Source organism: Stagnimonas sp. FW305-C-60, from assembly GCF_058782965.1.
Window position 1 is genome coordinate 725,906 of sequence record NZ_JBYSYF010000002.1, and the last position, 22,297, is coordinate 748,202.

Below are 22,297 nucleotides of genomic sequence, written 5' to 3' on the forward strand. Positions count from 1 at the left end.
GCATGCCTCCCCCGAGGGCCGTGGGCAAGTTGGCACCGGGCTAAGGCGACGACCGGGCACGACTGTCAAACCAGCTTCATGCAGCCAGTCCACAGTGTCGGTTGAATTCGCGCCGCGCCCAACTCGTCCTCGCGCCCGCGCGACCACCATGGGAAGAGCGTGAGCAAGCCGACTCCATCCTCACCGGAGACGCTGGATCTGGCGGAGGTCCAGGAAGAACTGCTGGCGCTGCGCGCGCGCCTCCTCGCCGAGGAAACCGCCCGGCCGGGCCTGCTCAGGACCATCCACCCTTCCCATCGCGACAGCGCCCGCAATCTCCTGCACTACCTGGCGTTGCGCCGTCACGACCTGCGGCCACTGCAGCGGCGGTTGGCGCGGCTGGGTTTGTCCTCGCTGGGGCGCGCCGAGTCGCATGTGCTGGCGACCGTCGACGCAGTGCTGCGCCTCCTGCGTCTGGCCACCGGCCAGCCTACGCCGGCAAGCGCCTCGGCCCTGCCTTACGGCGAGGGCGAGCAGCGCTTGGCCGAGACCACGCAGGCCCTGCTTGGCAGCGCCGCCCCGGGTCGCGACGTGCGCATCATGGTCACCCTGCCCGAACAGGCCGCCCATGACTACGCCCTGGTCCACGACCTCCTGGCCGCCGGCATGGAGTGCGCGCGCATCAATTGCGCGCACGACGACAGCGGCACCTGGCTGCGGATGATCGAACACCTGCGCCGCGCCGAATCCGAGCTTGGGCGGCGCTGCAAGCTGGTCATGGACCTGGGCGGGCCGAAGTTGCGGACCGGCGCCATCGAACCCGGGCCGGCGGTGGTGCGCATCCGTCCGCAACGAGACGCACTGGGTCGGGTGACGGCGCCGGCGCGGGTCTGGCTGGTCGCCAACGGCGAGCCACCGCCCTCGCCGGCAGCGGCAACGCTACCGGTGCCCGGACGCTGGCTGGCGCAGTTGCGCGTGGGAGATCGCCTGCGGTTCACCGACGCCCGCGATGCCCGGCGCCTGTTGCGGGTCGCCGAGGTCACGGCCGCCGGGGTCTGGGCCGAGCTGCGGAAGACGGCCTATCTGGTCCCCGGCACCCTGCTGAAACGCCACCATCGCAAAGCGAGCAAGGCCCCGGCGGAGGCACGCCTAGGGGCCCTGCCGCACCTCGCTACCACGCTGCACCTGGGCAGCGGTGAACCGCTGGTCCTGAGCCGCGGCCCGGCGTATGGCAAGGATGCGAAGCGCGACCAGGCCGGCCGGCTACTGCGCCCGGCGCGGATCGCCTGCAGCATTCCCTCGGTACTCGACGATCTCCGCCCCGGCGAGCCAGTCTGGTTCGACGACGGCAAGATCGGCGGCGTGATCGAGAGCGTTCGAGACGGCAGCGCGCGGGTCCGCATCGGCCAGGTCCACGGCGAGGTCGCCCGGCTCGGCGCCGACAAGGGCATCAATCTTCCGGAAAGCCACTTGCGGCTGGACGCCCTGACCACGGAGGACATCGAGAATCTGCCCTTCGTCGCCCGGCACGCCGACATCGTCGAGCTCTCGTTCTGCAACAGCGCCCACGATGTCGAACAGCTGCAGAGACGCCTCCGTCGGTTGGGCGACCGGCTGCCGGCGATCGTGGTGAAGATCGAAACCCGCAAGGGCTTCGAGAACCTGCCGGAAATCCTGCTCGCGGCCATGCGCTGGCCGAGCTGCGGGGTGATGATCGCCCGTGGCGATCTGGCGGTTGAGTGCGGTTTCGAGCGCCTCGCGGAGGTCCAAGAGGAAATCCTGTGGATCAGCGAGGCCGCCCATGTTCCAGTGATCTGGGCGACCCAGGTGCTGGAGTCGCTGGCCAAGCACGGGCTGCCTTCGCGGGCGGAGATCACCGACGCGGCCATGGGGCATCGCGCCGAATGCGTGATGCTCAACAAAGGCCCCCATGTGCTCCAGGCGGTACGGACGCTGGACGACATCCTGCGGCGCATGCGGGAGCACCAGTCGAAGAAGCAGTCGATGCTGCGCGCCTTGCACCTCGCGCACGGCCCCGCCAACGCGGAGACACCGCCGCACACCACCGAGCCGGGGTGAACACCGGATGGTCCCTCGGACCACGAGCACGAGACCTGCCCGGTCCGGCCATGCAGCTTGAGACCGCGCGGCCGGCAGCGTAGCCTGCGCGCCTCTTTGATCCCGATACGAGCCGCGCCATGTCCAATGTCCGTCCCCTAGTGCTGGCCATCCAGAACCGCGATCTGGCGGCCGCCAAGGCGGCGCTGGAACGCGATGCCTCGCAGGCCACCGAAGCGATCCCCGGCGGCATCTCGCCGCTGTTGTTCGCGCTCTACAACGGTGCCAGGGACATCGCCGACCTGCTGCGCGATTTCACCGAGCCGAACATCTTCGAAGCCGCCGCGCTCGACGACGCCCGCCGCGTCGCCGCCTGCGTGCTGGCCGACCCGGCAGCGCTGGCCAGCTACAGCCCGGACGGCTGGACGCCCCTGCATCTCGCCGCTTTCTTCGGTTCGCGCAATGCGGTGCTGGTGCTGATCGGCCTGGGCGCCTCGCTGGAGGCGGTGTCGCAGAACCCGATGCAGAATACGCCGCTGCATGCCGGCATCGCCGGTGCCGCCGGCGAGTCGCTGGCGCCGCTACTGATGGCCCTGGGTGGCAATGCCCATCACGTCGGCGGCAGCGGCGTCACCGCCCTGCACCTCGCCGCCACCCGTGGTTTCGAAGCCCTGTGCCGGCTGCTGCTGGCGCGCGGCGCCGACCGCCTGGCCAAGACCGAGGACGGCAAGACTGCCGCCGAGCTGGCACGCGAGCGCGGCCACCTGCCGACCGCGGCGGCGCTGGAACTGGCCTGAGCTACCGCGCGCTGGCCTGAGGCCGGCGCGGCACCGTCAACGACGGGCGCGGAAGAAGTCGCGCAGGATCTGCCCGCACTCGGCTTCCAGCACGCCGCCGGTCCACTCGACGCGGTGGTTGAGCCGGGGATTGCTGATCACGTCGTAGACCGCGTTCACCGCGCCCGCCTTGGGGTCGGGCGCGCCGAACACCAGCCGCTGCACGCGGGCATGGACGATGGCGCCGGCGCACATCACGCAGGGCTCCAACGTCACGTAGAGCGTCGTACCAGTAAGGCGGTAGTTGCCGATGGCCTTGGCGCCGGCGCGTAGCGCGATCATCTCGGCGTGGCCACTGGGATCGTGGTCGCCGATCGGGCGGTTGTAGCCCTCGGCGAGCAACTCGCCGTTTTGATCGACCAGCACGGCACCGACCGGGACTTCGCCCTGCTCGGCGGCCTGCTGCGCCAGCCTGAGGGCATGACGCATCCAGTATTCGTCGGTCAGGTCGGTCATCACCAAGTCTCGCAGGCCAGCTTCAGTGGAATCGTGAAATCCGGCGCGCATCGCACGCTAGGATCCCCACGCTACGCGCGGGGCCCCTCCACGCGGCTCCTCGGCGCTCTCCCGGCGCTAGCATCCCCACACTTTGGACACTCGCGATGTCGGAAGCTCCCCGGCGCGCATCGCACGCTAGGATCCCCACGCTACGCGCGGGGCCCCTCCACGCGGCTCCTCGCTTCACTCCCACTCAATCGTCGCCGGCGGTTTGCCGGAGATGTCGTAGACCACGCGGGAGACACCCGGCACTTCGTTGACGATGCGGCGGCTGCAGACGTCCAGCAGCTCGTAGGGCAGATGCGCCCAGTGCGCGGTCATGAAATCGATGGTTTGCACCGCGCGCAGCGCGATCACCGGCTCGTAGCGGCGACCGTCGCCGGTAACGCCGACGCTCTTCACCGGCAGGAACACGGCGAAGGCCTGGCTGGTCTGGTCGTACCAGCCGGCCTTGCGCAGCTCCTCGATGAAGATGTGGTCGGCGCGACGCAGGGTGTCGGCGGCCGGCTTGGTCACCTCGCCGAGGATGCGCACGCCCAGACCCGGCCCCGGGAAGGGGTGGCGGTAGACCATCTCGCGCGGCAGGCCCAGCTCCAGACCCAGGGCGCGAACCTCGTCCTTGAACAGCTCGCGCAGCGGCTCGACCAGCGACATGCGCATGTGCGCCGGCAGACCGCCGACGTTGTGGTGGCTCTTGATGACGTGGGCCTTGCCGGTCTTCGCCCCCGCACTCTCGATCACGTCGGGGTAGATGGTGCCCTGAGCCAGGAACTCGACGTCCTTGAGCCGGGTAGCTTCTTCCTCAAACACCTCGATGAAGACGCGGCCGATGATCTTGCGCTTCTGCTCGGGGTCGCTGACGCCGGCGAGCTGCGAGAGGAAGCGCTGCTCGGCATCGGCGCGGATCACCTTCACTCCCAGGTTGTCGGCGAACAGCTTCATCACCGCGTCGCCTTCGTTCAGGCGCAGCAGGCCGTTGTCGACGAACACGCAGGTGAGCTGGCTGCCGATGGCCTTGTGCAGCAGGGCGGCGACCACGCTGGAATCGACGCCGCCGGAGAGACCCAGCAGGACTTTCTTGTCACCAACCTGGGCACGCACGCGGGCGATGGCGTCATCGGCGATGTTGTGCGGCGTCCAGGCCGTGCCGCAGCCGCAGATCTCGTGCACGAAGCGCGAGTAGATCTCCTTGCCCTGGGTAGTGTGGGTCACCTCCGGGTGGAACTGCACGGCGTAGTAGCCGCGCGACTCGTCGGCCATCGCGGCGTAGTCGAGGTCGTGGGTGCTGCCGATGCGGCTGAAGCCGGCCGGAAGGGTGCTGACGTAGTCACCGTGGCTCATCCAGACATCGAGCAGGCCCTCTCCAGCGTCGCCGCTGCGGTCCTGGATGCCCTTGAACAACCTGGAATGACCACGGGCACGGACCTCGGCGTAACCGAATTCCTTGACGCTGCCCGGCGACACCTGGCCGCCAAGCTGCATGGCCATGGTCTGCATGCCGTAGCAGATGCCCAGCACCGGCACGCCGAGCTGCCAGACGATCTCCGGCGCACGCGGCGAGCCGGCTTCGAGAGTGGACTCCGGACCGCCGGAGAGGATCACGCCCTTGGCGCCGAAGGCGCGGATCGCCTCCTCGCTCATGTCGTAGGGATGCAGCTCGCAGTACACGCCCAGCTCGCGCACGCGGCGGGCGATCAGCTGGCTGACCTGGCTGCCGAAATCGAGGATCAGGATCTTGTCGGAATGGATGTTCATGAGACTGGCTTGATCGTCACAACGAAAAAGCCCCGGCGAACCGGGGCCTGGAAACTCAATCGACCCGGTAATTGGGCGCCTCTTTGGTGATGGTCACATCGTGGACGTGCGACTCACGCATGCCGGCGGAGGTGATCTTCACGAAGCGGGTCTTGGTGCGGACCTCGTCCACCGTGCGGCAACCGGTGTAGCCCATGCTGGCACGCAGGCCGCCGACCAACTGGTGGACGATGGCGCTCATCGAGCCCTTGTAAGGCACGCGGCCCTCGATGCCCTCCGGCACCAGCTTCTCGACCTCGCGGGTGGTGTCCTGGAAGTAGCGGTCCTTGCTGCCATCCGCCATCGCGCCCAGCGAGCCCATGCCGCGATAGCTCTTGTAACTGCGACCCTGGAACAGCTCGACCTCGCCCGGCGCCTCCTCGGTGCCGGCCAGCATGGAGCCGACCATCACCGCATAGGCGCCGGCGGCCAGGGCCTTGGCAAAGTCACCGGAATAGCGCACACCACCATCGGAGATCAGCGGGATGCCCTGCTTGGCCAGCGCCTCGGCCACCTGCATCACCGCGCTGATCTGCGGCACGCCGACGCCGGCGACGATGCGCGTGGTGCAGATCGAGCCGGGGCCGATGCCGACCTTGACCGCGTCGGCGCCGGCATCGACCAGGGCCAGCGCGGCTTCGGCGGTGGCGATATTGCCGCCGATCACCTGCAGGTTGCCGAAGCGCTTTTTGATGGCGCTGACACGGTCGAGCACGCCCTGGCTGTGGCCATGGGCGGTATCGACCACCACCACGTCGACGCCGGCCTCGACCAGGGCGGCGACGCGCTCGTCGGTATCGGGGCCGGTGCCGACCGCCGCGCCGACGCGCAGGCTACCCAGCGAGTCCTTGCTGGCATTGGGAAAGTCGGTGGACTTCTGCATGTCCTTGACGGTGATCAGGCCACGCAACTGGAAGGCATCGTTGATCACCAGCACCTTCTCGATGCGGTGCGCGTGCAGCTTGGCGATCACCTCTTCCTTGCTGGCGCCTTCGCGGACGGTGACCAGACGCTCCTTCGGCGTCATGGCCAGCGACACCGGGGCGTCGAAGCGGGTCTCGAAGCGCAGATCACGGCCGGTCACAATGCCGACCAACTGGTTGCCCTCCACCACCGGCACGCCGGAAATGCGGTGGCTGCGGGTGAGCTTGAGCACCTCGCCGATGGTCATGGTCGGCGGCACGGTGATCGGGTCGGCGATGATGCCGGCCTCGTACTTCTTCACCGCGCGCACCTCGGCGGCCTGCCGCTCCGGCGTCATGTTCTTGTGGATGATGCCCATGCCGCCTTCCTGGGCCAGCGCGATGGCCAGCTTGGCCTCGGTGACGGTGTCCATGGCCGAGCTGAGCAGGGGGATGTTCAGGCGGATGGACTTGGTCAGCTGCGTGCCGGTATCTACCGAGCGGGGCAGCACGTCCGAGTAGGCGGGAAGCAGGAGTACGTCGTCGAAAGTCAGGGATTCGAGGACGATGCGGCTCATAATCGGCTCCGGCAAAAACCTATTATACGCTTTGAAATGGCCCGATCAGCCCCCCAATCCCCCTCAACGGCGCGTCGGCGCGGCTATCGATATGGCTGAGCGCCAGATTTTCCAGGTCTCGGAACTGGCCGAGGCGCTGCGCGGCCTGCTGGAGGACAGCCTGCCTCGGATGTGGGTGCAGGGCGAGGTCAGCAACTTCTCGCGCCCGGCCTCCGGCCACTGGTACTTCACCTTGAAGGACAGCGGCGCGCAGATCCGCTGCGCGATGTTCCGCAACGCCAATTTCGGCATCCGGCCGCAGCCCAAGGACGGCGACCAGGTGCTGGTGCGCGGCCAGGTGACCCTCTACGCCGCGCGCGGCGACCTGCAACTGATCTGCGAGCACCTGGAGTCGGCCGGGGTCGGTGCCCTGCTGGCCGCCTTCGAGCGCCTGAAGAAGAAACTGGCGGCCGAGGGCCTGTTCGACCAGGCGCTCAAGCGCCCGCTGCCGGCCCTGCCCCGCCACATCGGCGTCATCACCTCGGCCACCGGCGCGGCCCTGCAAGACATCCGCGCCACCCTCGCCCGCCGCTGGCCGCTGGCGACAATCTGGCTCTACCCGGTGCCGGTGCAGGGCGCCGAGGCGCCGCCGGCCATCGTCCGCGCGCTGGCCGAGCTGCCGACGCTGGCGCCGGTGGATGTGGTGATCCTGGCCCGTGGCGGCGGCTCGCTGGAAGACCTCTGGGCCTTCAACGACGAGGCGGTGGTGCGGGCGGTGCGCGCCTGCGCGAAGCCGGTGGTGTCCGGCGTCGGACACGAAGTCGATTTCACCCTCGCCGACTTCGCCGCCGACCTGCGCGCGACTACACCGACTGCCGCCGCCGAGCGGGTCGCGCCCGACATCGCCGACTGGCGCGAGCATCTCGATGAGCTGGGCGAGAGCCTGCTGGCGGCGGTCGAAGACGGCATCGAAGCGCGTCGCGAGCGGCTGGCCCAGCTGGCGGCGCGCCTGCGCAGCCTGCATCCCGGGCGCCGCCTGCTGGAGCGCAACCAGCGGCTGGACGAGCTGAGCGAGCGCCTGCTGCACGCCGGCAGCCAGCTCGCTCTGCGCGGCGCGCAACGCCTGTCCGCCCTGGACCAGCGTCTGACCGCGGCCTCGCCGCAGCAGCGGCTGCCGGCGCTACGCACCCGCCTCGACCATGCCCAGCAACGCCTGCTGCTGGCCAGCCAGGCCGGCCAGCAGCAACGGCTCTACCGCCTGGGCTCGGCGACCTCGCGCCTGCACGCCCTCAACCCGCTGGCGGTGCTGGCGCGTGGCTATGCCCTCGCCACCACCGCCGACGGCCGCGTCGCCACCGAGGCCACGGCGCTGGCACCCGGCAGCCGGCTGGAGGTGCGGCTAGCGCGTGGCGCGGTGGCCACCGTCGTGCAGGGCCTCGCGAAAGTTGGGGGCCAGCCCCCTGCCAATCAATCATCCTCCTAGCCGCGGCTCGCCCGCGTCATCCTCACTTCAGCCATCAACCCTTCTTCAGACCATGAATTCCGAACTCGAACTCTTCCGCGACAACGTCCGGCGTTTCCTCCAGACCGAGGTCGAGCCCCACTACGCCGACTGGGAAAAGGCCGGCATCGTGCCGCGCGAGCTGTGGACCAAGTTCGGCGACAACGGCCTGCTCTGCGTCGATGCGCCGGAGGAATACGGCGGCAGTGGCGCGCCCTTCGAGTTCAGCTGCGTGGTGCTGGAAGAGGTCGGCAAGGCCGGCTATGGCGCGCTGGGCGCCAACCTCGCCGTGCACTCCGACATCGTCGCGCCCTACATCGCCCATCTGGGCACACCGGAACAGAAGGTCCACTACCTGCCCAAGCTGGTCAGTGGCGAACTGGTCGGCGCCATCGCCATGACCGAACCGGGCGCCGGCTCCGACCTCCAGGGTGCCAAGACCACCGCCATTGCCGACGGCGAGGACTACCTCATCAGTGGCCAGAAGACCTTCATCACCAACGGCCAGCACGCCGGCGTGGTCATCACCTTCGCCAAGACCGACCCCAAGGCCGGCGCCCGCGGCACTACCCTGTTCCTGGTCGATACCGACCGCCCCGGCTTCAGCCGCGGCCGCAACCTCGACAAGATCGGCCAGCACTGCGGCGACACCTCGGAGCTGTTCTACGACAACGTGCGGGTGCCGGCGAGCGCGGTGCTGGGCCGGGTCGGCAACGGCTTCGGGCATCTGGTCGACGAGCTGCCGCGCGAGCGCCTGACCCTGGCGATCGGCGCGCTCGGCGCCATCGAGGGCATGCTGGCCCTGACCATCGACTACGTGAAGACCCGCAAGGCCTTCGGCGCAGCCATCTCGACCTTGCAGAACACCCGCTTCGAGCTGGCCGAGATGCAGACGCAGGCGGAGATGCTGCGCGCCTATGTCGAGCGCTGCGCGCGCGCCTATGCCGAGGGCAAGATGGATGTGCCGATGGCCGCCAAGGTCAAGCTCGCCGCCACCGAGATGCAGTTCCGCACCGCCGACCGCTGCCTGCAACTGTTCGGCGGCTATGGCTACATGGTCGAGTACCCGATCAGCCGACACTTCCTCGACGCCCGCGTGCAGCGCATCTATGGCGGCACCAGCGAGATCATGAAGGAAGTCATCGCCCGCTCGATGCTGGGGCGCTGAGCTGGATTTACAGCCGGCTGCCGCCCTCGCGCCCGCACCCCTGCTGACCCTGCAAAGCCTCAGGGCCAGACAGGGGCCTGGGCAGAACCCACGCCCTCTTGCCTCCGGCCGAGCAGGCCGCCGGGAGAAGCCGAGCGGGAGCTAGTCCTCGCAGAGTTCGTAGACAGTGGCGGTCGCCGCAGTCGAACCGGAAGCCCGAACGAACTGGAACTGAACCGCGTCATAGGGCAAGGTCGTGGTCGCCGCGCCATGACTGGTGCCTCGCGCGGGTGACCCCACGCCGTCCGAGCCCAGGCTGAAGGTCTCCACCGGCACACCGGCCAAAGAAGTGCTGATTTGGTACCTAACGCCCGCCTGCGTCGCCGAGGATGCTTCGAAGATCGCACCCACCGTGGTCCCGGCGGCGAACTGTCCGTTGCCCCGCGCCACGACCTTCACTCCGACAGTGCCAGCGGCCAGCGGCTGAAAGTTCAAGACCGCGGCACGCCCGAAGTTTCCGTCGGCGGCAGCTCCGGGATTGTCCACCGTGCACCCGATGGCGCACTGGATCGCCGGCTCCGCCGTCTCAACCAGACCGGCCAATGAATGGCAGGTCAATCCCGCGGGATTGTCCCCGCCGCCGCCACACGCCGAAATAAACAAACCCAAACCTGCCACGCAGGCACCAGTCAGTATCTGACGCATCCCATTTCCCCTGTTTTTAGTTACCCAAACCGCTCCCGGGCGATTCGCGTCTGACGACATAGCTTCGACAGCAATCTAGCCGCTGCCCTGTGGCAACGCACTAGGGCGGCGGCGGTTTACCAGACACCGCGCCTTCCGCCGCTAACTTCTCGGCGTCCTTCTCCTCCTGGCTCTTGAACACCGGCAGCTTGGGCTTGAGCGCCTCCTTCACTTCCGGCGGCAGCATCCACTCGCCCATGTCGTAGCCGGACATCTTCATCGCCTTCGCCAGCCGGGTCAGCGGCTCCTGGCTGCCGCGGGTGGCGACGAAGCTGTTGGGGCGGGCGATCAGGATCTCGATCTTTTCGATGAAACGACCACGGTCGGTGATCAGGTTGGTGGAGGCGGTCTTGGCCTGCGCCCACTTCTGAGCGGTCATGAAGTCCTGCGCCGAGCAGACAAAGGCGCCGGCGCCGTCCATCACCAGCTGCACGATCTCGCCCTGGCGGATCAGCCGCCCGCGGCTGGTGGCGGCGTCGTAGAGGCTGATGGTCCTGGCCATCAGTCCAGCTCCATCCCGCTGGTGCCGCGGCGCACCGTGTACCCGGTGGCCAGTAGGTCGTCCATGATCTGCTTGGCGTGGGCCTCGTCCTGCGCTTCCACCAGCACTTCCAGCGTCGCCAGCTTGGCGTGGGTGCCGGAATGCAGGCGCTCGTGGTGCACCTGGATGATGTTGCCACCGGAATCACCAATGCGGCCGGCAACGCGGGCCAGGAAACCCGGCCGGTCCTCGATGTCGATGGACAGGCCCACCAGCCGCGACTCGTGCACCAATTGCCGCATCAGCACGCTAGCAAGCAGGCGGGTGTCGATGTTGCCGCCGCAGATCACCAGGCCGACCTTGCGGCCCGCGAAGCGCGCCGGGTCGGTGAGCAGGGCGGCAAGGCCAGTGGCGCCGGCGCCTTCGGCGACTACCTTCTCGACATTCGCCAACAGTGCGATGCCGCGTTCGATGGCCGACTCTTCCACCCGCATCAGCTCGGCGACGTGTTCGCGGATGATCTCCAGATTGAGCTGGCCGATGTACTTCACGGCAATGCCCTCGGCGATGGTCTGGCCGCCCTTGACCAGCGAGAGGTCGCCCTGCAAAGCCGCGTAGGCGCTGGGGTAGCCGGCCGACTCCACGCCGACCACCCGGATCGCCGGATTGATCGAGTGCGCGGCAATGGCGATGCCCGAAATCAGGCCGCCGCCACCGATCGGGATCACCAGGGTGTCGAGTTCCGGCGCCTGCTCCAGCATTTCCAGACCGATGGTGCCCTGGCCGGCGATCACGTAGGGATCGTCGTAGGGATGCACCAGGGTCATGCCGCGCTGGTCCAGATACTCAGCACGCATGAAATCGGCGGCCTCGGCCAGGGTCTCGCCGTGCAGCACCACCTCGCCGCCCAGCTCGCGGGTATTGCGCACCTTGGTGAATGGCGTGTTGCGCGGCATCACGATGATGCTTTTGATGCCCAGCCGGGTGGCGTGATAAGCCACGCCCTGGGCGTGGTTGCCGGCCGACACCGCCACCACACCGGCGGCGCGCTCGGCGGCATTCAGCGACAGCAGCTTGTTGAGCGCGCCGCGCTCCTTGAAGCTGGCGGTGAACTGGAAGTTCTCGAACTTCAGCCAGACCTCGGCACCGGTGATCTTCGACAGCACCCGCGAATGGGTGCAGGGCGTGCGCAACACCTGCCCGCGCAGCTGCTCGGCGGCGGCGCGGATGTCGGCGGCGGTGACGGTGGCGGTCATTTCTTCTTGCGGTCCTCTTTCTTGCTGATGGCGGTGACCTGGCCGTCCCTGAGCTTCAGGCTCAGCCGATAGCCGTCTTCCAGGTAGGTCCAGGTTTCCCGGCCATTGTCGCCGCTGCGCTGATCGGGTGCGCCGAGCGCGCTGTCGAGCTCGCTGGCGCTCATGCCGACCTCAGGCCGGTGGTCGAGGATGGCCTGCCGGATTCGTTTGGCACGCGCCTGCTTCTCGGCCTGTTCCTTGACGAACCGCGCGTCGGCGGCATCGCGCTTCTTCTTGCCTTCCAGCAGCGCCCGGTCGTGTTCGGCCGCCAGATCGGCGCTGGCTCCCGCGGCGCTGCGGTTCAAGGCCGGCAATTCGGCCGGCGCTGCACCCGGCGCGCAGGGCGTATCGGTGTAGACCGTGCGGCCATCCTGCGTGCAGCGATACACCTCCGCCTGCGCGGCGGCCGGCAGCAGCAGAGCGAGGAGCCAGAGCGGTTTGCGCATGCCGCGATTATAGGGTCGCCACCCTGCTTGGCCCCGAGGCGGAACGCCAAGGGGGTGGCGGTTGGCTACAATGCGCGCCAACCCATTCCCACCAAGCGCTGCCTGACGACGGCGGCGCCTACTGCTATGTCTCAATACGTCTTCACCATGAACAAGTGCGGCAAGATCGTGCCGCCGAAGAAGGAGATCCTGCGCGACATCTCGCTCAGCTTCTTCCCGGGCGCCAAGATCGGCGTGCTCGGCTACAACGGCGCCGGCAAGTCGACGCTGCTGAAGATCATGGCCGGCATCGACAAGGACTTCGTCGGCGAAGCGCGCCCGCAGCCCGGCATCAAGATGGGCTATCTGCCGCAGGAGCCCAAGCTCGACCCGACCAAGACCGTGCGCGGCAATGTCGAAGAAGCCCTGGGCGATCTGCTCGACCTCAAGGCCCAGCTCGACGCCGTCTACGCCGCTTATGGCGAAGAGAACGCCGACTTCGACAAGCTCGCCGCCAAGCAGGCCGATCTGGAAGCGAAGATCGCCGCCGCCGATGGCGACAACATCGACCTGATCCTCGACAAGGCCGGCGAAGCGCTCAACCTGCCGCCCTGGGATGCCGACGTCACCAAGCTCTCCGGCGGCGAACGCCGCCGTGTGGCGCTGTGCCGGCTGCTGCTGTCGAAGCCCGACATGCTGCTGCTCGACGAGCCTACCAACCACCTCGATGCCGAGTCGGTGGCCTGGCTGGAGAAGTTCCTGAAGGACTTCCCGGGCACCATCATCGCGGTCACCCATGACCGTTACTTCTTGGACAACGTCGCCGGCTGGATTCTGGAACTCGACCGCGGCCACGGCATCCCCTGGCAGGGCAATTACAGCAACTGGCTGGAACAGAAGACCAAGCGCCTGAAGGACGAGAGCAACAAGGAAGACGCGCGCCAGAAGGCGATGGCCGAAGAACTGGAGTGGGTGCGCAAGAACCCCAAAGGCCGGCAGAGCAAGAGCAAGGCGCGCATCAAGGCCTACGAGGAACTGGCGAGCCAGGAATACCAGACCCGCAGCGAGACCAAGGAGCTCTACATCCCGCCCGGCCCGCGCCTCGGCGATCTGGTGGTGGAGGTCAAGGATCTCAGCAAGAAGTTCGGCGACCGCACGCTCTACCAGGGCGTCAGCTTCACGGTGCCCAAGGGCGCCATCGTCGGCATCATCGGCGCCAACGGCATGGGCAAGACCACCCTGTTCCGCATGCTGCTGGGACAGGACAAGGACTACACCGGCGAGATCCGCATCGGCGAGACGGTAAAGATGTCGGCCATCGACCAGAGCCGCGACTCGCTCAACGACGCCAACACCGTGTTCCAGGAAATCTCCGGCGGCGGCGACCTGGTCAAGGTCGGCAACTTCGAGATGCCCAGCCGCGCCTACATCGGCCGCTTCAACTTCAAGGGCGAGGCACAGCAGAAGCGCATCAAGGAGCTCTCCGGCGGTGAACGCAACCGCGTGCATCTGGCGAAGATGCTGCTCGCCGGCGGCAACATGCTGCTGCTCGACGAACCCACCAACGACCTCGACGTGGAAACCCTGCGCGCGCTGGAGGAAGCCCTGCTCGATTTCCCCGGCAACGCCATGGTGATCTCGCACGACCGCTGGTTCCTGGACCGCGTCGCCACCCACATCCTCGCTTTCGAGGATTCCGGCGAAGTGGTCTGGCACGAGGGCAACTACCGGGACTACGAGGACGACTTCCGTCGCCGCTACGGCGCCGAGCCGGGCGTGAACCGCCGCAACCGGCACAAGAAGCTGGCCTGAGGACATCTCGGCGTGGTCGTTGAGTTCCCGTACAACTGGAGCAACGCAGACCCTTGCTCGGTGCTGAGTGTGGTAGTGCCGAAACGGAGCAGGACTTGCGCAGAAATCTGACGCCCCATTAGAGTTGTGTTGCCCGTTCACCATTTTAGTGACGTGGTTGCACGCCCAAATGGCTTTTGGCCGGGCCTTCACCCGTGATGTTTTATGAACGATCGGAACTCCCATTCACCCTTGGAGATCCATCGTGGCGTCACCCATTCGTCAACTTCGCACCCGAGCTTCCGCCGATCAGGGCCATCGTTGTTACTACTGCGGCGTGCTGATGTGCCGAGCAACTGGCAGCCTAACGTCGAGTGCTCTAGGGCTCACACCTAAACAGGCAAGAGCCGTCGCGGAGACCGCAGAGCATCTGCTACCACGCTCAGATGGCGGCCCCAACACCCCGAAAAATATCGTCGCTGCCTGTCTCACCTGCAATCGGCGTAGACACCAACGGCAATCAGTTCCAGACCCCAGGGCTTATCAGGCGCACATCCAGGGTGCGATTCGGAAAGGCCGCTGGCATCCCGACTGGGTTTATCACTCGGGCTTGCTAAATCTCGTTAAAACCTCAGTGCCGCCTTGAACGCGACAGGCTGATCAGCACCACGCCGGCCAGAATCACCGCCATCGCGCCCAACTCGTGCGCGCCGAAGTGCTCACCGGCCAGCCAGGTGCCCAGGGCCACCGCGATCACCGGATTGACGTAGGCATAGCTGCCGGCCAGCGCCGGCCGCACCTTCCCCAGCAGCCAGACGTAGCTGGAGAACGCGACGATGGAGCCGAACACGATCAGGTAGCTCCAGGCCAGCAGGCCCTGGGAGCTGGGCCAGGCCAGCAGGCGCTCGCCATGCAGCGCGCCGACCAGCACGAGGGCCAGCCCGCCACAGAGCATCTGCCCGGCGGCGGTCATGAACGGCGATGGCAGATCGCGGCCACGCGACCACACCGAGCCATAGGCCCAGGCCAGCGGCGCGATCAGCAGGCAGACCAGGCCGAAGGGCGTTGCGCTAAGGGCACTGCCCGCGTTCAGCCAGACCACGCCGGCGAGACCGACGGCGATGCCCAGCCACTCGCCACGGCTGGGGTGCTCGCCACGCAGCGCCCCGAACAGGCCGAACCACAGCGGCACCGAGGCGATGGCCACCGCCGCAAGGCCGGAGGAGACGCTCTGCTCCGCCAGCACTACCAGGCCGTTGCCCATCAGCAGCAACAGCAGGCCCATCACCGCGACATTGCGCCACTGCGCCCGGCTGGGCGCCGGCACTCCGCGCCAGCGCAGCACCGCGTACATCAGCGACCCGGCGAGAACGAAACGGCCGCCCGAGACCATCAGCAGGGGTGGCAGGCCGCCTTCCAAGGCGAGACGGATGCCCAGATAGGTGGAGCCCCAGACCAGGTAGACGATGGTCAGCGCCAGAGCGATCGCGCCACGGGAGGCGGCCACCGGCGTGGTGGCGGAAGAGGAAGACATGCGCGAGGCCAGAGAGAATCAGGCGCGCATTCTAAGTGGAGGCCGCCCCCACCACCGGGCAAGTCGCTCAATAGGCCTGCGCCTGGATGGTCTTCTTCGGTCGCAGCGCCATGCCGTTGCCGGGGCTGAGCTTGGGCAGGGCGGGATCGCGGGCCAGGCGCGCCAAGGGCGAGCGGACAATGTTCAGACGCACATTGTCGAAATAGGCATCGCCCTCGGCACCGCCCTGGCGCAGGCCGGTCAGCTCCACCTGCACCATCGCCGCTTCCGGCGGCAGCAGCAGGGAGGTGGTCTTCTCCTGCCAGCCGGCGCTCTGGGTGGTGATCGGCTTGGACACCATCAGCTCCTTGCCGCTAGCGTCGAGCACGCGCAGGCGCGCGGCCGGCACGTCGTTGTCGATCAGGTTGTTGGCGAGATCGGCGCGCAGCACCGCCAGCGCCTGGCCAGCGGCGACCTCCGCAGCCTGGGCGGTCAGCGGCACGGTCTGGCTGACGACGCTGTAGCCGAACTCGTTCTCGCTCTCTGGATCGACGACCGCGTCCAGCGCCACACAGCCGCCAAGGACGAACCAGTGCAGGCCTTGGCTGGGCAGGCCCAGGCCGCAGGCTCCGGGCGTGGCCCGGAGCAGCGCCGGCAGCGCGGTCAGGCTGTTGAGCGACTCGAAGGCACCCTGTTGCAGCTCCCAGCCCTCGGTGCCGCTCTCGGCATCGCCGTTCACCAGCAGGTTGTCGCTCACCACCACGTCGGCGACGCTGAAGCAGGCCTCTTCTGAGAACGCCGACCAGGCCAGGCGGGCGTCGCGGTAACGCACCCGCCAGCAGTAGTCGCCAGCTTCCAGGAATGGCACCCGCCAGTAGCGCAGATCGACACCAGCATTGAGGTTGACCCGGAACCAGTCGTTGCGGGCGCGCGTTTCGTTGCCCCATTCGTCGATCAACGGCAGCGCGAAACTGCCGGCGGCGCTACGCAGCTGCCAGTGCGCCTCGTGCAGGGCGTCACCGTCGGCGTCGGCGTAGTCGGCATGCAGGAGCACATCCGCGGTCTGCTGCTGGCCGAGCGGCGCCAGGGCCTTGGGCTGCGCCGGCGCCTGGTTGTCACCACCGATCACGAAGCTGTCGCGGTCGGTCTCGGCGGTAAAGCCCTTGGCGAGATCGCCGTGATCGTCGCCGCCGGCGCGGCGCACGCTGCGGATCTCCGGCGTGCCCAGCGTGCTGAACTCCAGCACCGAGTAGCCGTATTCGTCCCAGGTGCTCTCGAACTCGTCGTAGTCGGCCTGCGCGTAGTCGCCGAAGTCGTCGATGTTGCCGCCGGCCGCGGCGGCGTTCATCCACAGATGCGGCACGTCACGCGACTGGCCACGGCTGTAGCCGTGGGTGTGGCCGAACAGATGCGCGCTGAGCACGCCAGTCTGCTGGGAATAGGCCTCCAGCTGGCGGACGAAGGCGCAGGTCAGCGGGCTCTCGCCATCCAGCCAGAGCTCGGACTTGCAGGGCGCGTGGATACCGACAAACAGATAGCCCGGCTTGTCGCTGCCGCTGGCCTTGAGCAGCTCCGAGTCAAACCAGGTGGACTGCGCCAGCACGCTCTGCGCCGCGCCCTGCACGGTGACATTGGACTGCATCCCGAGAAAGCGGAAGTTGAGGTAATCGAGCCGGAACCACTCCTCCTCGTTGCCGAGCGTGCCATTGGCGGGCGGCGCCGCGTAGTAGAGATAGTTGGCCAGCGCGTAGTCGTGGTTGCCGATGATCATCAGCTGCGGCAGATAGCGGAACAGGCTGTCGCCGCCCTTGAAGTACTCGTTGCGCCACTGGTTGAGATCGTCGCCGTCGTTGACCAGATCGCCGGTGATGATGATGCCGGCGAACTGCTCGATGCAGTTCAGCGCCTTGCCGCCGCAGTCGCGCGGGATCACCCCCTGCTCGAAGATGCGCGGCAGCCATTCCGGATGATTGGCCTGCACGTCGGAGATCACCAGGAAGCGCCCCTGCGCGACGCCATCGCCCTCGGCCGGCCAGGTCTTGAAGCGCAGCGCCGGCGTGGTGCCGGCGGCACTCACCACCCGGTACTCGTAGACGGTATTGGAGCGCAGCCCGCCCAGGCGCGCGGCGTAGACCGCGAGCCCGGTGTCGCCGCCGGCATCGAGATTGCGCGGGATGGATTCCAACGTCGCCGCTGTCGCCTGGTAGTCGGCCGCACCCAGCTCGCGGTATTCGACCGCCATGGTCTCGCCGATGCTCTCCGGCTTGGGCTCGAACATCACCGTCATCCGGTCCGGGCCGGGGTTCTGCAAATAGGGGTTCACCAGAAAGCCGCTCAGCGGCTCCACCAGCCCCGGCGGCGCGCTGGGCGCCGGTTCCGCGCTCTCGGGCCTGCTGCCGGGGCCGCAGGCAGCGAGCGCCAGCAGCAGGACTAGGCTGGGCAATCTTAAGTTGCGCATGGAGTTCGCCGGGCAAGAAAACCGCGAGAGCCTAGTGAGGCCAGGCAACAGCTTGATGACGTCGCGCTCGGGTTGATGACCTGGCGATCCCCCACTGGGTCAGCGACCAGGGCACTCAGCCAGTGCCCAGGGACCGGCTACCATGGCGGCCGCATTTTTCTGAACGACGCCCACATGGACTCCCCGACCCTGCCGCTACCCGACGCCCTCGCCTACCGCTGGCGCCGCGGCGCTCTGCAAGCCATCACCCATGTACAGCGCCAGCCGCTGGCGGAGTTGCTGGGCATCGACCGCCAGAAGGCGGCGCTGGTGCGGAACACCGCCCAGTTCGTCGCCGGCCGGCCGGCCAACCATGTGCTGCTGACCGGCGCGCGCGGCACCGGCAAGTCCTCGCTGATCAAGGCCCTGCTCACCGAGTTCGCGCCGCAGGGCCTGCGTCTGGTGGAAGTCCCCGCGCACGATCTCGCCGAGCTGCCGGAGATCGTCGCGCCGCTGCGCGAGCGCGCGCAGCGCTACCTGATCTATGTCGATGACTTCAGCGTCGCCAACAACGACCCGGCGCTGACCGCGCTGAAGACCGCGCTCGACGGCGGTGTCGAGGAACCGCCTGAAAACGTACTGATCGTCGCCACCAGCAATCGTCGCCACCTGATGCCGGAGAGCCGCAGCGACAACGGCGAGTACCGCTGGATCGACGACGAACTGCATCCCGGCGAGTCCACCGAAGAGAAGATCTCGCTGTCCGAGCGCTTCGGGCTCTGGCTCTCGTTCCAGGCCTTTGGCCAGGAGCAATACCTGGAGCTGGTGCGCCTGCACCTCGGCCTGCTCGGGCACAGTGGCTGGGATGCCGAGACCGAGACCCTGGCGCTGCGCTGGGCTCTGAACCGCGCCTCGCGTTCCGGCCGTGTCGCCCGCCAGTTTGCCCAGGACTACGCCGGCAGCCGGGCGATCAAAAGCGGCTAGCCCTCAGCCGGCGGCGAGCAGGCGGGCGATGCGCCGGTTGCGCCAGTGCGCGGGGGCGTAGCTGGCCGCATACAAGCTCTGCGCCCGCCGCAGCAGGACCAAGGCCTCGCCCGGCCGCCCCTGGGCGCGCAACAAGAGGCCACGCGCCTCGGCCTCGGCCGCCTCACGGGGATGACCGGGACGGTAGTCGTACCAGTCGGCGGGCTTGAGCTGCTCCAGCCAGCGCTGCGCGGCGGGCAGATCGCCGGCCTCCACCGCCATCGTCGCCAGCTGCAGGCGGGCGTGGTTGGCGAAACAACGGCCACGAGCACCTTCCGGGCTGGTCACCAGCGCCCGCAGCAGCGCCTGCGCGGCGGCACTATCGCCCAGACGCCAGGCGGTCTCGGCGACGATCAGCGCCTCCAGCGGCATGTCGACCAGCTGCGGCGAGGTGCGCTGCAGGATGTCCTGCCATTCCTCCACCAATTGCCGTGCCTCGGCAGGGCGCTGCTGGTCGGCGCGCAGCATCGCCAGATAGGCAAGCGGATAGCGGTAGTACCAGGTGGCCTCGGCCTGCAGCTCGCGCATCTGCGCAAACCCAGCCTCCAGATCGGCGGCGCCGCGTTGCGGCTCGCCGTGCATGACCCGGGTGATGCCGCGGTCCAGCGGCAGATAGGCGAGGCTGACCGGTGGCTTGGGGTCGCGCGCCGCGACCCATTTCTCCGAAGCCGGCAGCAGCGCCTCGGCGGCGGCAAAGTCGGCATCCTCGCGCGCCAGGCGGATGCCGAAGGCAACGTTGTCCTCGGAGTTGGCGGCGTCGCTGTGACGTTCGGAGATGGTCAGCGCCTCCTGTACCCGCCGCCGCGCCGCCTGCAAGGAGCCGTAGCGGAATTCAGCGTCGCTGAGCGCCGCCAACAGCCCCAGCACACTGGAGTGGTCTGGACCGAATTCCTGGCGAGCGGTATCCAGCAGGGACTCGAACAAGGCCTGGTCCTCGGCCGAGACCACCCAGAGGCCATTGGCCGGAATCAGCTGCACCGCCCGGAGCGGGTCTTCCTTGGCCAGCCGGCTCAGCGCCTGGTGCGCCAGCAGCTCCTGGCGCTTGGCCTCGGGCACGCCATCGTCGATCTGGTTGTAGGCCGAGGCCAGCGCGGTGCGGACGTGGAAACTGATCTCCGGCTGATCCTGCAGACGCTCGTCGGCGGCGCGGCGGGCGTTGTCGAGCAGATCCTTGACCGTGGTCTCGCGGCTGCGGCCCTGCTGGCCGGCGTCGAGCGCCGACAGCAGGCCCTCGAACATGAAACGGCCAGTTTCCAGCGCCGTCGCAGCCGCAGCCTCGGCGCGGCGGCGCTCGCGGTCCGCCTTCAGAAACTGCACCCAGGCGATTGCCAGGCCCAGCGCCAGGGCGGTCATGGTCGCCAGCATCCAGCGCCGCCGCAGCCGCAGGCCGGCCAGGGCCCGTTCGGCTTCGGCTCGCCGCTCCTGCCCGAGGCGCTCGGCCTGCCGCGCGGCACGGCGCGTCTCCAGATGCCGGATGCGCTCGACCAGCTCCTGGGCACTGGCCAGCCGCCGCTCCGGCGCACCCTGCACCGCGGCGTCGATGTCTTCCCGCAGCAGCTCGTCGTCGATGCGGCGCTCCCAGCCGGAAGCCAGCGGCTTGCGGAAGTCGCCGATCAGCAGCTGGTAGAGCAGGATGCCGAGCGCATAGACGTCGCTGCGCACGGTCTGCGGCTGGCCTTCCATCAACTCCGGAGCGGCGTACAGCGGCGTGCCCAGGTTGGCGGCGTCCAGGGTCTGGGTGAAGCCCAGCCGGGTGATGCCGGCATTGGCGATCAGATCCTCGGCCAGTACCCCACCGCCGCCGAAGTCCGACAACAGCGGCCGCGGCTGCCCGGCCACCAGGGCGATCAGGATGTTGGAGGGCTTGATGTCCTTGTGCAGCACGCCGACACCGTGGATCTGCGCCACCGCTTCGGCGATGTCGGCGAACAGCGCCAACCGCGCCGCCTGGCTCAGCGTCGCACAGCCGCCCTGCGCCGCCAGCCAGCTCGCCAGATTGCCGGCCGGGTAGTCGGACATCTCGAGAAAGTACGGCGCCTCCTCCAGATTCCAGTCGCGGATCTCCGCCAGCGGGGCGTTCTCGCCGAGCTGGGTGCGCAGCAGCCGGAACAGGGTGATTTCGCGCTTGAGCGCGGCCAGCGCCTCGGCGTTGAGCGCAAACTTGTAGACCCGGGTCTCGCCGGTCTTGCCCTGCACCACCCGCCAGACCTCGCCGAAACCGCCACTGTTCAGGTGCTCGACCAGGTTCCAATGCGGGCGCAGCGGCGGCGAGTCGCCGGCCTTGAGGCCCAGGCTGGGCGCCGGCGGCGGTGTCGCCGCGGTCGCCGCCACCGACACCGCCGCTACCAGCCGGTAGCCATAGCCGTGGACGGTGCGAATGATCCGCTGCTCGCCATCCTGCAAGACCTCGCGGATGCGGCTGATCGCCTTGGTGAGCACGGTCTCCGACAACACCCTTGCCGGCCAGACCGCGTTCTGCAGCTCGTCCTTGGTCACCACCTCGCCGGCATGGCGCAGCAGGTGGCGCAGCACTTCCAGCGGCTTGCGTTCCAGCTCCACCGGCTCCCCGGCCACCCAGAGCTCCAGGCTGGCCTCCTCAAACCGGCAATGGTCGAAGTGCCAAACCAGGGGGGCGGAAGCCGCAATGACGTCCATTGAAGGGTGGGGGGAGCTCGGGCGACAGACGATGAATAGGAGTCAGAGCTGGACTTTAACTCGCTGTTTTCCAATAAAAAAGCTCAATTCAGCTTTTCTTCAGCATTTCTCCCGCCGAGCTTCAGGCTTTTTCCGCCGGCGCCGGCCAAGATGCCTCCATCGCCAGCCGGCCCCGGCCACTGCCCGCCTACCAAATTCCCATGGATGCCATCACTCTCGCCCAATCCGCCCTGCTTGGCCGGCCGCTGAAGGTCGCCGCGTTCTGGGCCGAGCTGGACGCCGCCCTGCAAAGCCTGCCCGCCCAGATGCTGATCTACAGCGCCGGGTCCCGCGACTACCGTCTCAGCTGCGTGCAGCTGCGCATCGGCCTGCCGCAGGACGGCGTGATCGCCACCTGGACCGCCGAGTCGGCGGTGCTGGAAGCGCGTGGCCGGCTGGAGCTGGCCCAGTTCGCCCAGGCCTGGCTGCAATGCCTGGCCGCCCTGCAACTGCCGGTGCCGCCGGTCGCGGCGCGGGTGCAGGCGGCGTCTTCGCTGCTCTCGGCCGGCTTTGCCTCGGTCTCGGTGCAAAGCACCGGCCAACTCATCAACACGCCCCAAGGCCTGAAGGCCGCGGGTCATCCATTGGCAATGGCCGCCTGAGGTCGGCCGGAGGCAAAGGA

At 68.1% G+C, this 22,297-nt stretch carries 18 protein-coding genes; 8 read left to right on the plus strand and 10 right to left on the minus strand.

Translation table 11 applies throughout. The annotated features are described in order from the left end of the window. Positions 1-159: 159 nt before the first annotated feature. Positions 160-2,058, plus strand: a complete 1,899-nt coding sequence (locus AC3WT6_RS10290) for a pyruvate kinase (protein ID WP_492653485.1) — start codon at positions 160-162, stop codon at positions 2,056-2,058. 119 nt (positions 2,059-2,177) lie between these two features. Continuing rightward, positions 2,178-2,834 carry an ankyrin repeat domain-containing protein gene (locus tag AC3WT6_RS10295; protein WP_492653486.1) on the plus strand — a complete coding sequence of 219 codons (657 nt, stop codon included), beginning with the start codon at positions 2,178-2,180 and terminating at the stop codon, positions 2,832-2,834. Between the two features lie 36 nt (positions 2,835-2,870). On the opposite strand, the gene tadA is transcribed toward AC3WT6_RS10295, so the two are convergent. The 3 genes from tadA to guaB form a co-directional block, all read right to left on the minus strand. Continuing rightward, on the minus strand, positions 2,871-3,329 hold the full coding sequence (tadA, locus tag AC3WT6_RS10300) for a tRNA adenosine(34) deaminase TadA (protein WP_492653487.1): 459 nt from the start codon (positions 3,327-3,329) through the stop codon (positions 2,871-2,873). A gap of 225 nt (positions 3,330-3,554) precedes the next feature. Then, positions 3,555-5,126: a glutamine-hydrolyzing GMP synthase gene (guaA, locus tag AC3WT6_RS10305; RefSeq protein WP_492653488.1), complete on the minus strand. Its 1,572-nt coding sequence runs from the start codon at positions 5,124-5,126 to the stop codon at positions 3,555-3,557. A gap of 55 nt (positions 5,127-5,181) precedes the next feature. After that, on the minus strand, positions 5,182-6,645 hold the full coding sequence (guaB, locus tag AC3WT6_RS10310) for an IMP dehydrogenase (RefSeq protein WP_492653489.1): 1,464 nt from the start codon (positions 6,643-6,645) through the stop codon (positions 5,182-5,184). Between the two features lie 91 nt (positions 6,646-6,736). Between guaB and xseA the strand changes: the two genes are divergently transcribed. Together xseA and AC3WT6_RS10320 are read left to right on the plus strand one after the other, a co-directional pair. Further along, positions 6,737-8,107 (plus strand): exodeoxyribonuclease VII large subunit, encoded by a 1,371-nt coding sequence (xseA, locus tag AC3WT6_RS10315; RefSeq protein ID WP_492653490.1) that lies wholly within the window; start codon positions 6,737-6,739, stop codon positions 8,105-8,107. Positions 8,108-8,159: 52 nt separating this feature from the next. Continuing rightward, positions 8,160-9,293 (plus strand): acyl-CoA dehydrogenase family protein, encoded by a 1,134-nt coding sequence (locus tag AC3WT6_RS10320; protein WP_492653491.1) that lies wholly within the window; start codon positions 8,160-8,162, stop codon positions 9,291-9,293. Positions 9,294-9,434: 141 nt separating this feature from the next. Here the strand turns inward: AC3WT6_RS10320 and AC3WT6_RS10325 are convergent, their stop codons facing one another. The 4 genes from AC3WT6_RS10325 to AC3WT6_RS10340 all read right to left on the minus strand — a co-directional run bounded on the left by AC3WT6_RS10325 (position 9,435) and on the right by AC3WT6_RS10340 (position 12,238). Beyond that, the gene (locus AC3WT6_RS10325; RefSeq protein ID WP_492653492.1) at positions 9,435-9,977 is read right to left on the minus strand and encodes a hypothetical protein; all 543 of its coding nucleotides are present in this window, start codon (positions 9,975-9,977) and stop codon (positions 9,435-9,437) included. A gap of 100 nt (positions 9,978-10,077) precedes the next feature. Beyond that, positions 10,078-10,518, minus strand: coding sequence for a hypothetical protein (locus AC3WT6_RS10330; protein ID WP_492653493.1), 441 nt, complete (start codon positions 10,516-10,518; stop codon positions 10,078-10,080). After that, positions 10,518-11,753 (minus strand): threonine ammonia-lyase, encoded by a 1,236-nt coding sequence (locus AC3WT6_RS10335; RefSeq protein WP_492653494.1) that lies wholly within the window; start codon positions 11,751-11,753, stop codon positions 10,518-10,520. The genes AC3WT6_RS10330 and AC3WT6_RS10335 overlap by 1 nt, the downstream gene beginning before the upstream one ends. Continuing rightward, entirely contained in the window at positions 11,750-12,238 is a 489-nt protein-coding gene (locus AC3WT6_RS10340; protein WP_492653495.1) for a DUF4124 domain-containing protein, read from the minus strand. Before AC3WT6_RS10340 ends, AC3WT6_RS10335 begins: the two co-directional genes overlap by 4 nt. A gap of 126 nt (positions 12,239-12,364) precedes the next feature. On the opposite strand from AC3WT6_RS10340, the gene ettA reads away from it, so the two are divergent. Both ettA and AC3WT6_RS10350 read left to right on the plus strand, forming a co-directional pair. Then, complete coding sequence (gene ettA, locus AC3WT6_RS10345; protein ID WP_492653496.1) at positions 12,365-14,029, plus strand: energy-dependent translational throttle protein EttA; 1,665 nt, start codon at positions 12,365-12,367, stop codon at positions 14,027-14,029. 322 nt (positions 14,030-14,351) lie between these two features. Beyond that, positions 14,352-14,654 (plus strand): HNH endonuclease, encoded by a 303-nt coding sequence (locus tag AC3WT6_RS10350; protein ID WP_492653831.1) that lies wholly within the window; start codon positions 14,352-14,354, stop codon positions 14,652-14,654. On the opposite strand, the gene yedA is transcribed toward AC3WT6_RS10350, so the two are convergent. Both yedA and AC3WT6_RS10360 read right to left on the minus strand, forming a co-directional pair. Beyond that, positions 14,640-15,542 carry a drug/metabolite exporter YedA gene (yedA, locus tag AC3WT6_RS10355; protein ID WP_492653497.1) on the minus strand — a complete coding sequence of 301 codons (903 nt, stop codon included), beginning with the start codon at positions 15,540-15,542 and terminating at the stop codon, positions 14,640-14,642. The two genes, AC3WT6_RS10350 and yedA, sit on opposite strands and share 15 nt — an antisense overlap. A 67-nt stretch (positions 15,543-15,609) precedes the next feature. Beyond that, positions 15,610-17,979: a purple acid phosphatase family protein gene (locus AC3WT6_RS10360; RefSeq protein ID WP_492653498.1), complete on the minus strand. Its 2,370-nt coding sequence runs from the start codon at positions 17,977-17,979 to the stop codon at positions 15,610-15,612. 174 nt (positions 17,980-18,153) lie between these two features. Here AC3WT6_RS10360 and AC3WT6_RS10365 point away from each other — a divergent pair, with 174 nt between their 5' ends. Next, on the plus strand, positions 18,154-18,942 hold the full coding sequence (locus AC3WT6_RS10365) for an ATP-binding protein (RefSeq protein ID WP_492653499.1): 789 nt from the start codon (positions 18,154-18,156) through the stop codon (positions 18,940-18,942). A 3-nt stretch (positions 18,943-18,945) separates the two neighbouring features. On the opposite strand, the gene AC3WT6_RS10370 is transcribed toward AC3WT6_RS10365, so the two are convergent. Beyond that, on the minus strand, positions 18,946-21,636 hold the full coding sequence (locus AC3WT6_RS10370) for a protein kinase domain-containing protein (protein ID WP_492653500.1): 2,691 nt from the start codon (positions 21,634-21,636) through the stop codon (positions 18,946-18,948). Positions 21,637-21,836: 200 nt separating this feature from the next. Between AC3WT6_RS10370 and AC3WT6_RS10375 the strand changes: the two genes are divergently transcribed. Next, positions 21,837-22,277 carry a hypothetical protein gene (locus AC3WT6_RS10375; protein ID WP_492653501.1) on the plus strand — a complete coding sequence of 147 codons (441 nt, stop codon included), beginning with the start codon at positions 21,837-21,839 and terminating at the stop codon, positions 22,275-22,277. Positions 22,278-22,297 lie beyond the last annotated feature (20 nt).

Coding starts and splice junctions, on each gene's coding strand:
- AC3WT6_RS10295 (WP_492653486.1), top strand. CDS start 2,178: ATGTCCAATGTCCGTCCCCTAGTGCTGGCCATCCAGAACCGCGATCTG.
- tadA (WP_492653487.1), bottom strand. CDS start 3,329: ATGACCGACCTGACCGACGAATACTGGATGCGTCATGCCCTCAGGCTG.
- guaA (WP_492653488.1), bottom strand. CDS start 5,126: ATGAACATCCATTCCGACAAGATCCTGATCCTCGATTTCGGCAGCCAG.
- guaB (WP_492653489.1), bottom strand. CDS start 6,645: ATGAGCCGCATCGTCCTCGAATCCCTGACTTTCGACGACGTACTCCTG.
- xseA (WP_492653490.1), top strand. CDS start 6,737: ATGGCTGAGCGCCAGATTTTCCAGGTCTCGGAACTGGCCGAGGCGCTG.
- AC3WT6_RS10320 (WP_492653491.1), top strand. CDS start 8,160: ATGAATTCCGAACTCGAACTCTTCCGCGACAACGTCCGGCGTTTCCTC.
- AC3WT6_RS10325 (WP_492653492.1), bottom strand. CDS start 9,977: ATGCGTCAGATACTGACTGGTGCCTGCGTGGCAGGTTTGGGTTTGTTT.
- AC3WT6_RS10330 (WP_492653493.1), bottom strand. CDS start 10,518: ATGGCCAGGACCATCAGCCTCTACGACGCCGCCACCAGCCGCGGGCGG.
- AC3WT6_RS10335 (WP_492653494.1), bottom strand. CDS start 11,753: ATGACCGCCACCGTCACCGCCGCCGACATCCGCGCCGCCGCCGAGCAG.
- AC3WT6_RS10340 (WP_492653495.1), bottom strand. CDS start 12,238: ATGCGCAAACCGCTCTGGCTCCTCGCTCTGCTGCTGCCGGCCGCCGCG.
- ettA (WP_492653496.1), top strand. CDS start 12,365: ATGTCTCAATACGTCTTCACCATGAACAAGTGCGGCAAGATCGTGCCG.
- AC3WT6_RS10350 (WP_492653831.1), top strand. CDS start 14,352: ATGTGCCGAGCAACTGGCAGCCTAACGTCGAGTGCTCTAGGGCTCACA.
- yedA (WP_492653497.1), bottom strand. CDS start 15,542: ATGTCTTCCTCTTCCGCCACCACGCCGGTGGCCGCCTCCCGTGGCGCG.
- AC3WT6_RS10360 (WP_492653498.1), bottom strand. CDS start 17,979: ATGCGCAACTTAAGATTGCCCAGCCTAGTCCTGCTGCTGGCGCTCGCT.
- AC3WT6_RS10365 (WP_492653499.1), top strand. CDS start 18,154: ATGGACTCCCCGACCCTGCCGCTACCCGACGCCCTCGCCTACCGCTGG.
- AC3WT6_RS10370 (WP_492653500.1), bottom strand. CDS start 21,636: ATGGACGTCATTGCGGCTTCCGCCCCCCTGGTTTGGCACTTCGACCAT.
- AC3WT6_RS10375 (WP_492653501.1), top strand. CDS start 21,837: ATGGATGCCATCACTCTCGCCCAATCCGCCCTGCTTGGCCGGCCGCTG.